Raw genomic sequence first — 13,947 nt, 5'->3', positions numbered from 1 at the left:
TCATGATCGACCTGTCTCAAGCCAACTGGCGCAAGGCCAGTCGCAGCGGGGGAAGCAACGGCGGTTGCGTGGAGATCGCGGGCAATGTGCCTGATTTGGTCGCCGTGAGGGACAGCACCCGCCCCGAGGACGGCGCACACGTGGTATCGAGGCCGGCGTTCGCGGCGTTTCTCCGCGAAGTGAAGGCTGGCGCGTACGAGATCTGACCAACCGCAGTTGCACAGAAGGTCCCCGGGGGAGGGCGCCCTCGGGGACCTTCTGTGATCGCCTGTCTCAAGGCTTTCCGCACTTTACAACGGGTGCCTGAGGGAGGACAGCCCGTTGATCGAGGGCCGTTGCAGGTCCATGTCCAAAGTCGCCACCCCGGCCGGGGGCCCTTCACCAGGCCCGCTAAGCACGTCAAGGGGCAGTCTGGCGCACGTTCGGGTTCGCCCTCGAACACGTCCGGCGCCACTCCTACGTACGCGCGACGTGCCTCTTCGCGCATGTTTGACGCGCCCCCTCGCGCATGGTCGACGCGCCCCCTCACAAAGGGATCAATCCTTCGACATGCCTTGTCAACGATCGGTGCGCCTACGTAATCTGTGAAGCACAGATGGGCGTGTCACTAAGGCAGATTGAGCAATCTGGATAGTCGGCACCGACTGCCGTCCAGGCTGCTGCGGTGTCGCGTCCGTTGGCGATCTGCCCATCCGAGGCCTCGGACGAGGTCGAGGTCAACGAGAGCGTGCAGATCCCCGGTTCAGGGTCAAACTCGACCGTAAGGAAGCCGCGATGCATCTGACTTTGAGGTCAGCGGGCGATTCCCGGAGCGCCGACGGTGGCGCCGATCGCAGTGAACTACGGCCCCAGCCGAACTCGATCGCTCTGAAACAGGCCCGCTGCGTTGCCCCACCTGGCCCCGGGGTGGGTCATCGCGCGTCTCGCCAGTCCTCATCAGCCGAGCCCCCGTCAACATCACCCATCCGAAGACATCCCGCCGCCCCCACGAGTGGAGATCACCGCGATGGCTGCTCCCGCATCCGACCCCTGGATCCGCAAGGCCGAGGAAATCATCCCAGCTGGCAGTTATGAGCCTGGAGACCCCGTATGGGTCCACCGGCGCGCTTGGCGGGCTGGGGTTGTTGAGATGGCATCAGCGTTGGCGGCGACCGTCACCTATCGGCCGACCGACGCACGAGGAACGCAGGTGGACACTGTGACCGCCATGTATCTCGACCGTCGCGCCGATACGGACCCGATGATCGACAGGAGGGACAGCAGTGAACGAAGCAGGGGATGAGACCCCCGAGGCGCCAAGAATACATAGATACCGCGTCCGACTTTTCGACCAGCTTAACAAGACCGAGTTTGGTCAGGTTACCGCAATCGTGGACCTCGATGACGCGACGATCGCTTTCAAGCTGCCCGGCGTCGTCGAAGCTAAGGTGGATGTAGTCACGGCCAGAGCCCTGCAGATGATTCTCTACGAAGGAGTCTTTGGGTCTCTTCAGCCCGGGGGGCCGCGCCTCCTGGTGGAACGAGATTCGGGCAGTGGATTCTAGGCCTGGGTAACGGAGGGAACTGTCTTGTATATGCGCGCTGCGCGAGTCGTCGCTGTTGCTGGCGTGGCTAGGGCGCGCTGTCGGTGGTGTGCACGGCACATTTATCTTCGCATCTGTGGGAATTGTTGGACCTGGGTGCACTTCGGAAATGCCTATACATGCCTCGACTGGTCCGGCCTTCCGCTCCAGACTTACGCTGAACCCCGCTCGGTGGCCAGCCCGGAGCCGTTGCTGCTTAGGGATGTAGGCGGCCGGGCAGCGGAGCGATTCGCGGGCGCAAGGAGGCTGCGTTGATCCTTCCGGCGAATGTTGCCAACCCAGTCCTCGGGGTCCTCATCAAGGGCTCCGGATATCCCTCCCTCGCTCAAGTCGCCATTGCTATCAACAAGCGGGGCCAGCACAAGTACGGCCTGGAATTGAGCTATGACCACACGAGCGTCAAGCGCTGGTTGCGGGGCGGTCGCTGTGATCATCAGGATCTTGTGGCCGAGGTACTGAGCGACGCCTGGGGTGTCGACGTGGCACCAGGCCTAGTTTGGTCCGACGCGCGCGAAGGCGCCAAGCCTCTGCCTGCCCACTACCATCCGTTCGTCGCCACACGTACTCTGGAGGAACTGGGAATCTTCCTGAGGAGCGACATGCTGACCAGGCGCTCGTTGCTGGCCAGCTCGATCTCTGTCGCGACGGGATCGACGTTTGTCGACTCGATAACGCGATGGCTCGGTACCGAGCCGGTCGGGCTACCAAGCTCAGAAGGGCACAGACCGGGGCGTATAGGTCTCGCCGTGGTCGAAGAGATCGAACAGGCCACGATGCGGTTCATGGCGGGTGATGCGGAAGTCGGGGGCGGACTCTCGCGGGAGGCTGCCGTGGGGCAACTCAAGTACGCAGTAGATCTTTTCGACGAGTCTACATATGAAAGTCTGACCGGAAATCGCCTTCTCGCGGCGGTCGCCAAGCTTTCTGGCGAGATCGGTTATATGTCTCATGACAGTGGACTTGAAGGACCGGCTCAGCGGTACTTTGTGTACGGGCTACAGGCAGCTCGTGAATCCACCGATGAGCGAGCGTCGCTGGTGGGCGTATGTATCCTTGCGGACATGGCTAGACAATTGCGGTTCCTGGGCCAGCCTGATGATGCGCTACGTCTTATCGACCTTGCGGTCAGCTATTTGCCCGAGAGGAATCGGCACACTGCTGTCCAAGCGATGCTGTGGAACCTTAAGGCCCACGTCCTCGCCTCGACGGGCACAAGCCGCCTCAGTGAGGTTCGCAGTGCGATCGATCTGGCCTCGGACCTCCTCGCTGAGTCTCGCGACGAGGACGAGCCCCCGTGGCAGCGCGAGGTGTTCCTATATATAGGCGACGCCGAACTGCACCGCCATGCCGCGGGCGCCTATATCAGACTCGGGACCATCGATCCTGCCCAAGCGCTCGGCCTCGGGGCGCGAGCAGAGACCGAAGCGCTCAATGCGTTGGCTAAGTGGGATCCTGGTTTCATCCGTGAGCAAACGTATAGCCGGATCGACCTTGCCCTTGCAAGGTTCCTGCTACGTCAGCCGGAACGAGCTTGCGATGACGGGGAAGAGGCGATTCGGATGTCCACACGAGTTGTCGGGTCTTCCAAACTTAAGGCTCGACTGCGCGATTTGGTGGCCGCGTCCGAGTCCTTTCGGGACCTTCCGCGGGTTAGGGAATTTCGCGAGATTTTACGGGCCGCCACTTGAGCGGCGGGACCTGGCTGTCCCGGGCTCGATAAGAATCCGAGTGGCGTACATCTCCAGACGCATGCCCTCGGGAAACCGCCCTTGGTAGTGAACGGAGCAATCTTTGAGTTGGCGGGCGTGGTCGTCGGTAGGTTCGTCTCGCCGCTCTCGTTGGATAGCAACGCCTGCCAGAGCCGCCTTAGTACTCCAGCCGGGGATGTTGACCTTTAGTTGAGCCGCGGGGTGACGCGGTGCGGGAACGAAGGCAGCCACGGTCGATCATGGACAGCTGTGTGGACCAACCATGACGCAGGTGGCTGCCGGATACAGGGCAGACGCCCGGCGTTGGCAGTTGTTGTTCGACGACCTGCTGTTGACTATCGGAGTACATTTCCGCAGGCTGGAGCCCTGTCGTCGGGTGGGTGACTTCCTGCGGGGGCTGTTGGCGCCGTTGCCGCGTAAGAACTGCTGGACGATCGCCGAAACACGCCGGCGACGCGAGCCCGGACGGGATGCAGGATCTGCTAACCCGCGTGAAGTGGGACGATGCCGCGGTCCGCGCCGATGTCCGTGAGTTCGTCGCCGATCAGCTCGGCGAGACCGACGCCGTGCTGGTGATCGACGAAACGGGTGATCTTAAGAAGGGCTTCCACACCGTCGCAGTTCAACGTCAGTACTCCGGTACCGCCGGGAAGATCGAGAACTGCCAGCTCGCCGTGCATTTCATCTACGCCACCGAGCAGGCGCACGCGATGCTCGATACCGCTCTCTACCTGCCCAAAGCCTGGTGCGACGAGCCGCAACGCCGAACCGGGGCCGGCGTCCCCGGACAGATCCGGTTCGCGACCAAGCCACAACTCGCGGCCCGGATGATCGAGGCCGCAGTGACCGCCGGCATGCCCTGCCGATGGGTGGCCGGCGATGAAGCCTACGGCGGCGACCCGCGCCTGGCCGCCGGGCTGCGCGGACTGCGGCTCGGCTACGTCCTCGCGGTCGCCTGCTCGCACCGGGTCACGACCGGCCTGGGCGTCTACCGCGCCGACCAACTCGCCAAAGACCTGCCCGCCACCGCCTGGCAACGGATGTCCGCAGGCCGCGGCTTCAAAGGCCACCGCTACTACGACTGGGCGTTCACCGTACTGCCGCTCGCCACCGACCAGCACGGCGGCCGGCACTGGCTGATGATCCGCCGCCACCGCCGCAGCGGCGAGCTGGCCTTCTACCGCTGCTGGTCACCGCAACCCGTCGCGTTGCACACCCTCGTCAGCGTGGCCCCCGTCGATGGAAGATCGAGGAGGCGTTCCAAACCGCGAAGACCGGCCTCGGCCTCGACCAGCACCAAAACCGCCGATGGACCTCGTGGCACCGCTGGACCACCCTGGCAATCCTCGCCCACGCCTTCCTCGCCGCCGCCCACCGCGACCAGCCCGACCCGGCCGGGCTGATCGCGCTGACCGTCAACGAGCTAGCCACCTGTTCAACATCCTGATCATCGAACCCGCCCGCGCCACACCGACGCGCTGCTCTGGTCCATCCGCCGACGCCGCCACCAAGCCCGAGCGATGAACAGCCACTACGCCAGACAGGCGCTCATCGAACCATGATCACGATCCCCGGCTGGAGTATTAGCGCCGGTAGTGACCCTGATCTGCTCGCTCACCACAGGTTGATCTGTTCAAGGGTCTGGGCGGGAAGAGGCAAGGGCGGAGTCGCCTGATTCGCGATCAGACCTTCGGGTAGTGGGACGTCTCGCCGGAGGCGGATGAGGTCTCGCCATCCGAGGAGTTGGCGCCACTGGGCTTGCACGGGTCCGCAGCGGGGGTTCCGGAGTCGGGTTGAACCGGCGAGATCGTCCAGGTGCCAGCCGTCGGCGAGGAGGGCGGCTGCCGTCTTGGGGCCGATGCCACGAATTCCAGGGATGTTGTCGACCGGGTCCCCGGTCAACGCGCGATAGTCCGGCCACTGGCGCGGCGTCACACCGTACCTGTCCTGCACGTCCGAGGCGGTCACGACCGCTCGTACCGGGGTGAGGATCGTGGTGGTCGGACCGAGGAGCTGGTACATGTCTCTGTCACCGGTAAAGCAGACAGTGGGTCGGCCCGCGCCCGAGGCGACGTTCGCGGCAGTGGCTATGACGTCGTCGCCCTCATGGTCGCCGAGTTCGACCCACCGCACACCGATCGCGTCCAGGGCCTGCTTCACGGCCGCCAGAGATTTGATCGGCGTGTGGTCGGCCGCCGCCCGGTTCGCCTTGTACGTCGGGTCGCTATCGGTTCGGGCTGCTGCAGCGTTCTCCCCGTCAAACACGACGATCATTTCGCTCTCGGGGGCGCGGAGCCGGTGGGCCTTGCGGGCGAGAGCGAGGAACCCGAAGACCCCCGTGAGGTCGCGAGTCTTGTCGCGGCTCATGATGCGGCCGGCGGCGAACCCGAACCAGGCCCGGTACAGCAGGTGGTGGCCGTCAACCACGAATAATCCTGGCACCGCAGACCCTCCCGATGGTGGGGATGATCGCCTGTGACCGCGGCGGCCGGGTGCTCGCATCACGAACGGACCGAAGAATACCCACCAACCCGCGACAACTGGAAGCACCAGCGCGCAGTGTCGGCCAGGTTGGGGACCACATCACGGCTGTCGACGACGCGCTGGTGAGCTGCGGTTCTCAGCATGGCGGCGGCACCTGGACCGAGAGCGAGCGCACGTCGGATCCCGGTGGTCAACGCACCGTCCTGGTCAGGGTCGTACAGCAGTCCGTTGACGCCGTCGCTGATCTGCTCAACGAACCCATCGCGGTTCGGCGCGACGATGACGGGCCCGGAGCGGCGGGCCCAGAGACTAACCTCGAACGGAACATTGGCCAGCGATTCCCCGCGCGAGGGGCAGACAGCGACGCGGGTTGCTGGGTGCGCTGCCAGCGCGCGCGGCAAATCGCGCGTGAACTGGGTGACGAGGCTTGCGCGGACGCGAGCCCGATTGATCTGCTCGATGTACTCAGGAATCAACGGATCGCGCCCAGGACCGGCGACGACGACGGCCGCGAGGTGAACGTTGTCGGCGATCGGGCGTAGCGCGTCGATGAGCAGGTCGAACCCTTTCGTCGGGTCTGACCGACCGATGAACATCACGATCGGTCGGTCGGTCGGGATCTCGAATTCGGCGAGGACGGCGGCGGCCTGGGCGCGGTCCATCGGGGTGAAATCGGGGGCTGTCAGGTCGAGGCTGGAGCGCCATGGCACGAAGCAGGCCGGGTCGACGTCGAACCGCCGGACGAGGTGCCGGGTGAGGAAAGCGCCGATGTCGGCGACGTGGACACGGCCGCCGACGGCACCGAGCCCGGTACGTTCCCAGCCGAGCCGCCAGGGGTCCGGGGGCCGGTCGTGGATGTAGCTGGTGCCGTAGGGAGCGAGTAGGACATGGATGCGGGCGGTCAACTCGGAGGGCAGGGTCCGGTGGACACGACCGCTGCCGAGAAAGGGGGTGTCGACGGCGATGAGGAGCACCTCGTCGTAGTCGGCGGCGATAGTGGCCGCGGTTCGTACTGCCGCAGCCGACAACTGTGTCCACACGGGTGGGGACCAGAACGGGGGGGCGGTGTCGTGGGGGAGGTGCAGAATACGGCCGCCCCTTGCCTGGACGACGCGGGTGGCGGTGCCGAGCTGCTGCGGATCGTACGCCCAGGTGCGCGGCCCGGGTGTGGGAATGGCCAGGTACGGGGTGAGGGGGCCGGTCACGGCGGTTACTTCGTCCCATCGACGCTCGATGGCCGACAGCAACGTCTTCGTCTGCCGACCGATACCGTTGGTGCAGTTCGCGACGCCGTTGAAGGTGGCGTAAAGCAGGGCTCGGCGCATGATCGACTGTCTCCTCCGCTCATCCGGCGAGGTAGAGGTCCTCGGGGTTCGGGTGCCACACCTTCGACTTGGTTGGGTTGGCTCGCAACCCACGGGCGGCGAGCGCGGCGCTGATGCGGCTGGCCGCAGCCTCGGCCTCAGGCCAGCTACAGCAGAAGGCGGTGTAGTTGTCCGTGACCCGGATCAGCGTCAGCTGAGTGAGCTGCTCGTCGACCGGGATGAGCCGCAGGTTGGTGAGCATCGGCGTCAGCCCGCCGCCGGGCGCCAGCGGCGTGGGAAGAGCGTCCAGGATCCTGCGCACGAGCGTGAGCACGGCGCCGTCGTGGACCCAGCGGGCCAGCTGGTCGATCAGTTCGCTGCTGGTCGCGCCGACAGTGGCGGCGGCTACGTCGAGGTCGGCAACCGCGGTCCGGCCGGTGTTGAGGTGCCGCGCCGCGGCGGCGACGGCGTGCAGGCGACCGGCGCGGGGCCGCCAGCCGTACAGCCATGGCGGGTAGGCGTCCTGGTCCAGGACCGGTTCGACCGCGGTTCGGATTGCCCGGTGAACGACACGGTCTTCGACGGTGGGGACGCAGATGGTCATCGTTTTGCCCCACGACGGCCAGCTTCTGACTTGCGTCAGCCCCGGTCGCCATTGGCCGGCGTGTAGCCGTTCCGCGAGCGTGTTGAGGCGGTTGTCGAGGCCGCGCCGGTATTCGGCCCAGGTGATCTGGTCGGCCCCCGGCGTTGTTGGCCGGCGCATCAGGGCACGGGCAACCTGCTTGAGCCGGCGGGGGTCGGCAATCAGCGGCATCAGGGTGTGGCTGGCCGGATGACTCATCGGCTGTCACCGGGGATCCACGGGTGTACGTAGCTGCCGTCGCGGAGCACCTGCCGTGCGCCGTCGGGGCCACACCAGAGAAGCAAGTCGATGGCGGCGAGATCCGGCGTGAACGGGCCCCGCCGCTGTGGGTACGGGGGATGGGTGTAGGCGGCGCATTCGACAGTGACCCCGGCCTGGGTGATTACGTCCGGGCACAGGTAGTTCCGGGAGCCGCCCATTCCGATGCGCAAGGTGTTGGCGTCCAGCCGGCGACACAGGTCGACAAGCATCTCCGTCTTTGCCCCCTCCGGCCTGATCCCAGAGGATCGCAGCAGGGTGACGGGCAGCCCGAGCGCGTCGAGGACGAATCGGGTGAGGGCGATGTTCAGGTCGACCAGCAGGGCCCACGGCCGCTCGTAGATCGACGTGAGGGGTGGCCCGAACATGGACCAGAACGGCGCGGTCCGATACGCCTGTTCGATCGCCCGCCAGTGCTTGACCGCCCACGGCTGATCGGCGATGTGAACCGCGTTGATCGGTTGGCCGAACCGCCGGCGGACCGGCACGGTGAGCCGTAGTTTTCCTCCGGTCGGTGCGAGGATGACGTTGCGGTGCTGCCGCCCCCGCTCCGCGAACTGCACATGATCGAGCAGGACGAGACGGTCGACGTCGAGCAGCCGGGCGAAGTACCCCGACCAGGGCAGGTACGCCGGCTGGTGCGCGACGAGGATCGCTGGGCGCATCATTAGCAGACCATCCGGTACGGGACAAACGCCTCCGCCCGGGGCGCCCCGACCCGCAGGCCGGTTGCCTCATCCAAGGTCGAGATGACCTCAATGCTGCGCGGGTGCGGGGCCGGCCGCAGCTGGGACTGGTACGCCGAAAGTGCACGCCGCTTGGCGTCCCATGTGCTGCTGGTGTCGACAAACACCATCCGGTTGAAGTCGCCGGTCCACTGCTCCTCAGGGCCGCTGTAGCCGAGTACGATTCGCGGCGCGCGTTGGGCGGTGCCGCCGAGCCGGGCCGCAGCCAGCCCCGCGCGATACACGGCGTGGTGGTCTTGGTGGAAGCCGTTGCCGGCAGGGATGAGCAACACGTCAGGGCGCACGCTCGCGATCGAGATGTCGGTGCCTGACTCGATCAGCTCGACCAGTTCGCGGGGATGCCGATGAGGGTGCACGGCCAGATCGGTGTCGACCCACGCGAGGCGTCGTCCGACGACTCCGAGCGCGTCACAGGCCACCTCGAACTCCTTGCCCCGCAGCCCCGGGTCGCTTCCCCCGAGACAGGTCACGTTCGTGCGGCAGGTCACGGCCAGAACGTGCACGGTGGCACCGTGGGCCGAGAGTTTTGCGATGGTGCCGCCAGCGCCGAGGGTCTCGTCGTCAGGGTGGGGAGCAACTACGAGGACCACATCGCCGAGGCGGGCGCTGGAAAGGTTCACCGTCGTCCTCCAGCAGGGTCGATTGCGGCCAGGAAAGCTGCTGCCGCGACGGCGGGTGTGTGGCCACCGACCCGGGCCGGCCCGGCGGCGGACGCCTGCCGGTAGGCGACCGGGTCGCCGAGCAGTCGACGGGCGGCGTCCCACAACCCGTCTGGTCCCAGCGACCGGTCGACGACGCTCCCGGCGGGGCCCACCAGCTCCGGCACATGCCCGAAGTCGTAGGCGACGACCGGTGTCCCGACCGCCAGCGCCTCCGCTGCGGCGTTGCCGAACGTCTCCGGGCTGGTGCTCGCCACGACGGACAACGCCGCCCCGCCGAGGAAGGGCGACACGTCGCGCCAGGACAGCGGGGGAAGGATTCGGACCTCACCGGTGGCGACCCCGGCGGCCTGGCGGCACTCGGCTAGCACATCTGCCTGCATGCCTGGCCAGTACTCGAAGCCAGCCTCGGCGAGCACCACGTCCAGCGGGCGGCCGAGGTTGCTGGGCATCGCGTCGATCAGCTCCCGAATCCCCTTGTGCGGCTCGGCCCTGGCCACCACCCGGACCGGCCCGGCCTGTCGTTGGCTCTCGCGACCGAGTTCCGTCGTCGGCATGCCGAGATCGATGAGCGCGTTCGGAACCACTGCCCAACGATCGGTGTCGTTGCCCAGCCGGGCACATTCGGCGGCCGTGAAACGGCTGTTGGTGAGGACCACGTCCGGAGGGCGGGACAGCGCCTTGTGGAGCGGGCCGTCGGCACGCGGCACCCGCACCATCAGAGCGGTCCGTATCCCGGGCGGGGCAGGGGCGAGGTAGCCGAGGCCCCACGTCGCGTCCGTCCAGCAGACGACGTCGGCACCCCAATGTGTCAACACCTCGACGACCTCGGCCCGGACCGGCGCCGGATCAGCCAAGACGGCGAGGAGATCCTCCTCAGTCGCGGGATCGGGAAGGCGTACGCTTCGCAGCCGCAGCATTCCTGGCTCGGTGCGATCGCGTCCCGCGCCGGTCACCGCCGTGCCCGTCACGATGAGAGTGCCGTGGCCGAGTTCGCGAAGCCCTGCGGCGAGGGCTGCGATGCTACGTTCGATCCCCGCCGGTGCGTCGGGCCTGTAGGTGAGCAACACGAAGGCGACGATCACAGCTAACGCACCCGCTCGGGGACCGGCAGCGGCTCGGTGGGCCTGCCCGCGTCCCTTTCCCATGGGAAGTGGACCCAGTCGCAGACGTCCCAGACCCAGCAGTCGGGGGCGAAGTCAGCGCCTGCGTTGCGGCAGAGGACGGCAGTTCGGATGGCGCTCGGTGCCCGCAGGCCGGTGATGGCGGCTGTCACCGCGCGGAGGGTGGCGCCGCTGCCGCAGATGTCGTCGACCACCAGAATCCGGTCCGCCTGCGGCAGTCGCTCGATCGTCTCTATGTCAACATGCACCTGGCCGGTGGCTTGGACCTCTACCTCGTCGCTGTCGTTGTGGCGGGCGCGAACGAAGCCGGGCGGCACCGCCATCAGTTCCGCGACCAACGCGGCCAGTTCTCGACCGCCGCGCTCGATACCGACGACGAGTTGAGGCCGGTACGGTTCCTCCGCCTCAACGATGAGTTCAGCCGCGGTGTCGAACGCCGGCCGGGACATGTGCCACGTCCGCTGTCCCGCAAACGTGCGGTTTACTGCCATCCCCACTCCTTCAACACACTTTCCGTCGCTGACCAGTCGGCCATCGGGTCGGTGATCCACCTAATACGGACGCCGGGTACCGCGAGCAGGTCCGCGAGCAGCACCAGGTACAGCGGTTCGACGGCGACGAGGACCTCCTCAGGAACGCCGTTGACGTGCATCTCCCTCCACAAAGCCCGGGTCACTGCCGGCCGCAGGACGACCGCCCGGTCCATGTCCAGCGGTCGGTCATACGGCAGCAAGGGCGTGTCGGCCCCGACGATCCCGTGCTCGGCGGACAGGACCCGGATGCGTGACCGCAAGTCCGGCCGGTGCCCGACCCGCGCCCGTAACTGCGGCACGGGCCCCTCCTGGTAGAGGTCTAACGCCGGGATCGGCACGAGCGTGTCCGCCTTCTTGGCGCAGCAGCAGACGATCACCAGTCGCCGCTGGGTCGCACTGCCGACCTGGACGGCCGGCGCAGCCATCCCGCTCATGCCGGCCGCACCACCCTGAGCCCGATCCCCCGTGAAGACAGCGACTGCGGGATGTCGTTGCCGAACCCGCATCTCGCATAAAGCCTGATTGACTGGTACGACCCGCCACGGACGAGCGCCCCACCGCCGGGAACAGTCGTCGCCGTCCACTCCCAAACGTTGCCGGCCACGTCAAGAAGCCCGTCCGGAGTCGCTCCTGCCGGATACGCGCCAACCGGTGTCGACCGGCCGGGGCCGAGATCGCGAAGGTTGGCGTGCCGAGCCGTCGGGTCGACGTCACCCCACGGGTAGCGGCGTACACCGCCGCCGGCCATCCACTCCCACTCGGCGTCGGTCGGCAACCGGCCCCCGAGTGCCGCGGCCACCGCCGACGCCCGAGTCCACGTCAGCCGCGTCATGGGCCAGTCGAGGTCACTGACAGGGGGCGCGGCACCTAGGCGTGTCGCCACGCCGGTCGTGACAGGCGTGCGTGACCACAGCATGTCCGCGACCTGCGTCGGGGCCCGCCACCGGTTGCCCGGCAGCAGCCCGCCACTGACGGGTACCCACCACCAGTCACCAACGGCTATGCTGTCGGTTACCTGGGCAGCAGGAACGATTCCCGCCACCGCAGCACATGGCCCGCTACCCGACACGCGCGGGCCGGTCGGGGGGAAACGACGGCCCTGCCCAGGCCCTCGCAGATCAGCGGCCACGGAGATCACCCCACAGCAGGATGTGCAGCCGGGTCGTTAGGTTCCACCCTCGCTCGATGACCGGGCCTGCGAGGAGTCGCATGCGGTCCAACACCACGGTCGGGTCGGTGCCCTCCGGCATCACCCACACCGGGGCGAGTCCGAACTGGTCCACCAGCTCGCTGATCTCGTCGAGGTCGTTGATATTGGTGGCGACGAACTTGAACGCCGCCTTCCCTGTGGCGGTCAGTGCGGCGAGCGCGGCAGGGTTGATCCGTCGTATCATGTCGGCCGGGGCGGCGAAGGACGCGAGCTTGGGAGAAACGTTGAACCCGCGCACTGCGGCGGCAAGTTCGTCGCGGGGCACGACGGTGCCGCTCGTCTCGATTTCCACCCGCCGCCCGGCCTGCGCCAACGCGACGACGACCGGCGTCACCCCCGCCTGCTGTAGGAGCGGCTCACCACCGGTGATCACCACCAGGTCGGCTGACGTCGACAGCACCCAGTCCGTGACCTCCGCCGGTAAGAGGCGGCGGCTCTGGGTGCGCAGGTCGTACCGGGAGGTGTCCCACGTGTAGGGGGTGTCGCATCGTGGGCAGGACAGGTTGCAGCGGGAGAGCCGGACGAAGGTGGCCTGCTGGCCGAGGGATGGGCCCTCACCCTGGACGGTTGAGGTGAACGTCTCCGCAACCAGGAGCGGTCGCACCGTCGCGGCGGTCATCGTCGCCCCTTTTCATCAGGGCCGTACTCCGCCCACGTCGATTCCGTCTCCGAGACCCGGATCGCCTCGATTCGGACCTGGTTCGGAAGGAGCAGCCCGCCGTTCGTGCACCAGTCGTACAGGTGGCGGGCGATGTTCTCGCTGGACGGCACTGCCACCACAACACCGAGGTCGCGGTGGTCGAGCTGCTCCGCCAGGTACGCCTTGACCGGGTCCAGCTCGCCGAAGTCGATGACGAACCCGTTCGCGTCGAGTTGCTCGGCGCCGAGGATTACCTCGGCCCGGTACGAGTGGCCGTGCAGCCGGGAGCATTTGTGGGTCGGCGGCAGCGGCAATCTGTGCGCCGCCTCGAAGCCGAACGTCTTCCCGATTCGGTACATCAGGCCACCCGCCTTCCCTCGTACTCGGTCGGGTCAGGGATGCACGCCAGATGGAACGCCTCGCGCCGCTCCACGCAGGTCCCACAACGGCCGCAATGCACCTCGTCGCCCAGGTAGCACGACCAGGTGTCTTCGAACGGCACCCCCAACTCGGCGCCGATGGTGACGATGTCCGCCTTCGTAGCGTCTATGAACGGCGCCAGCACCCGAAACCCGGCGGGCAGGAACCCCTGATTGCCGGCGAGCACCATCGCCGAGTACTTCCGCACGAACGCGGGCCGGCAGTCCGGGTAGATCGCGTGGTCGCCTGCGTGTGCGCCGAACACCACTGCGTCAGCGCCTGCCGGGATCGCCACGCCGACCGCCAGGTCGAGCAGCAGCGCGTTGCGGTTCGGGACCACCGTCGACCGCATCGATTCGTCGGTGTAGTGACCGGCTGGCACGTCGACCTGGGCATCAGTCAGCGCCGACCCTGCCAGCAGGGACCCCACCGCCCGCAGATCCACCCGGTGATGCCGTGCGCCGAGTGCCCTCGCAGTTTCGGCGGCGTACGCCAACTCGCGAGAATGCCGCTGCCCGTAGTCCGCCGACAGGAGGACCAACTCGGTGCCGCTGGCCCGGAGCAGGTAGGCGAGGACGGTGCTGTCGAGCCCACCGCTGATGGCCTGAACGGCGCGGCGCGGCGCCACCAAATC

The 13,947-nt window shown here is 67.2% G+C and carries 14 protein-coding genes and 1 pseudogene; 3 read left to right on the top strand and 12 right to left on the bottom strand.

The annotated features are described in order from the left end of the window. The first annotated feature begins 2 nt into the window (after positions 1 to 2). The 3 genes and pseudogenes from ACQEUR_RS12790 to ACQEUR_RS12780 all read left to right on the top strand — a co-directional run bounded on the left by ACQEUR_RS12790 (position 3) and on the right by ACQEUR_RS12780 (position 4,854). Positions 3 to 206: a DUF397 domain-containing protein gene (locus ACQEUR_RS12790; protein ID WP_433029782.1), complete on the top strand. Its 204-nt coding sequence runs from the start codon at positions 3 to 5 to the stop codon at positions 204 to 206. Positions 207 to 1,834: 1,628 nt separating this feature from the next. Continuing rightward, on the top strand, positions 1,835 to 3,271 hold the full coding sequence (locus ACQEUR_RS12785) for a hypothetical protein (RefSeq protein WP_433029780.1): 1,437 nt from the start codon (positions 1,835 to 1,837) through the stop codon (positions 3,269 to 3,271). A 292-nt stretch (positions 3,272 to 3,563) separates the two neighbouring features. Then, positions 3,564 to 4,854, top strand: a pseudogene (locus ACQEUR_RS12780) (IS701 family transposase). A gap of 52 nt (positions 4,855 to 4,906) precedes the next feature. On the opposite strand, the gene ACQEUR_RS12775 reads toward ACQEUR_RS12780, so the two are convergent. From ACQEUR_RS12775 to queC, 12 genes are all read right to left on the bottom strand, one after another. Continuing rightward, the gene (locus ACQEUR_RS12775) at positions 4,907 to 5,719 is read right to left on the bottom strand and encodes a 5'-3' exonuclease (protein WP_433029778.1); all 813 of its coding nucleotides are present in this window, start codon (positions 5,717 to 5,719) and stop codon (positions 4,907 to 4,909) included. A gap of 74 nt (positions 5,720 to 5,793) precedes the next feature. Further along, on the bottom strand, positions 5,794 to 7,101 hold the full coding sequence (locus tag ACQEUR_RS12770) for a glycosyltransferase family 4 protein (RefSeq protein WP_433029776.1): 1,308 nt from the start codon (positions 7,099 to 7,101) through the stop codon (positions 5,794 to 5,796). A gap of 19 nt (positions 7,102 to 7,120) precedes the next feature. Continuing rightward, positions 7,121 to 7,921, bottom strand: a complete 801-nt coding sequence (locus tag ACQEUR_RS12765) for an RNA-directed DNA polymerase (Reverse transcriptase) (protein ID WP_433029774.1) — start codon at positions 7,919 to 7,921, stop codon at positions 7,121 to 7,123. Beyond that, positions 7,918 to 8,649, bottom strand: a complete 732-nt coding sequence (locus tag ACQEUR_RS12760; protein ID WP_433029772.1) for a WbqC family protein — start codon at positions 8,647 to 8,649, stop codon at positions 7,918 to 7,920. Before ACQEUR_RS12760 ends, ACQEUR_RS12765 begins: the two co-directional genes overlap by 4 nt. Next, positions 8,649 to 9,347: a PIG-L deacetylase family protein gene (locus ACQEUR_RS12755; RefSeq protein WP_433029769.1), complete on the bottom strand. Its 699-nt coding sequence runs from the start codon at positions 9,345 to 9,347 to the stop codon at positions 8,649 to 8,651. The genes ACQEUR_RS12760 and ACQEUR_RS12755 overlap by 1 nt, the downstream gene beginning before the upstream one ends. Continuing rightward, the gene (locus tag ACQEUR_RS12750) at positions 9,344 to 10,534 is read right to left on the bottom strand and encodes a glycosyltransferase family 4 protein (protein ID WP_433029767.1); all 1,191 of its coding nucleotides are present in this window, start codon (positions 10,532 to 10,534) and stop codon (positions 9,344 to 9,346) included. Before ACQEUR_RS12750 ends, ACQEUR_RS12755 begins: the two co-directional genes overlap by 4 nt. Further along, complete coding sequence (locus tag ACQEUR_RS12745) at positions 10,474 to 10,959, bottom strand: phosphoribosyltransferase (RefSeq protein ID WP_433029764.1); 486 nt, start codon at positions 10,957 to 10,959, stop codon at positions 10,474 to 10,476. The genes ACQEUR_RS12750 and ACQEUR_RS12745 overlap by 61 nt, the downstream gene beginning before the upstream one ends. 32 nt (positions 10,960 to 10,991) lie before the next feature. Continuing rightward, entirely contained in the window at positions 10,992 to 11,477 is a 486-nt protein-coding gene (locus tag ACQEUR_RS12740) for a DUF6884 domain-containing protein (protein WP_433029762.1), read from the bottom strand. Next, complete coding sequence (locus ACQEUR_RS12735) at positions 11,474 to 11,959, bottom strand: formylglycine-generating enzyme family protein (protein WP_433029760.1); 486 nt, start codon at positions 11,957 to 11,959, stop codon at positions 11,474 to 11,476. The genes ACQEUR_RS12740 and ACQEUR_RS12735 overlap by 4 nt, the downstream gene beginning before the upstream one ends. Before the next feature lie 202 nt (positions 11,960 to 12,161). After that, the gene (locus tag ACQEUR_RS12730) at positions 12,162 to 12,872 is read right to left on the bottom strand and encodes a 7-carboxy-7-deazaguanine synthase QueE (protein WP_433029758.1); all 711 of its coding nucleotides are present in this window, start codon (positions 12,870 to 12,872) and stop codon (positions 12,162 to 12,164) included. Continuing rightward, the gene (locus ACQEUR_RS12725; protein WP_433029756.1) at positions 12,869 to 13,252 is read right to left on the bottom strand and encodes a 6-pyruvoyl trahydropterin synthase family protein; all 384 of its coding nucleotides are present in this window, start codon (positions 13,250 to 13,252) and stop codon (positions 12,869 to 12,871) included. The genes ACQEUR_RS12730 and ACQEUR_RS12725 overlap by 4 nt, the downstream gene beginning before the upstream one ends. Further along, entirely contained in the window at positions 13,252 to 13,941 is a 690-nt protein-coding gene (gene queC / locus ACQEUR_RS12720) for a 7-cyano-7-deazaguanine synthase QueC (protein ID WP_433029753.1), read from the bottom strand. The genes ACQEUR_RS12725 and queC overlap by 1 nt, the downstream gene beginning before the upstream one ends. Positions 13,942 to 13,947 lie beyond the last annotated feature (6 nt).

The sequence above is a fragment of the Plantactinospora sp. CA-290183 genome (assembly GCF_050936375.1).
Classification (GTDB): domain Bacteria; phylum Actinomycetota; class Actinomycetes; order Mycobacteriales; family Micromonosporaceae; genus Plantactinospora.
This window is presented reverse-complemented; position numbering and strand designations above follow the sequence as displayed.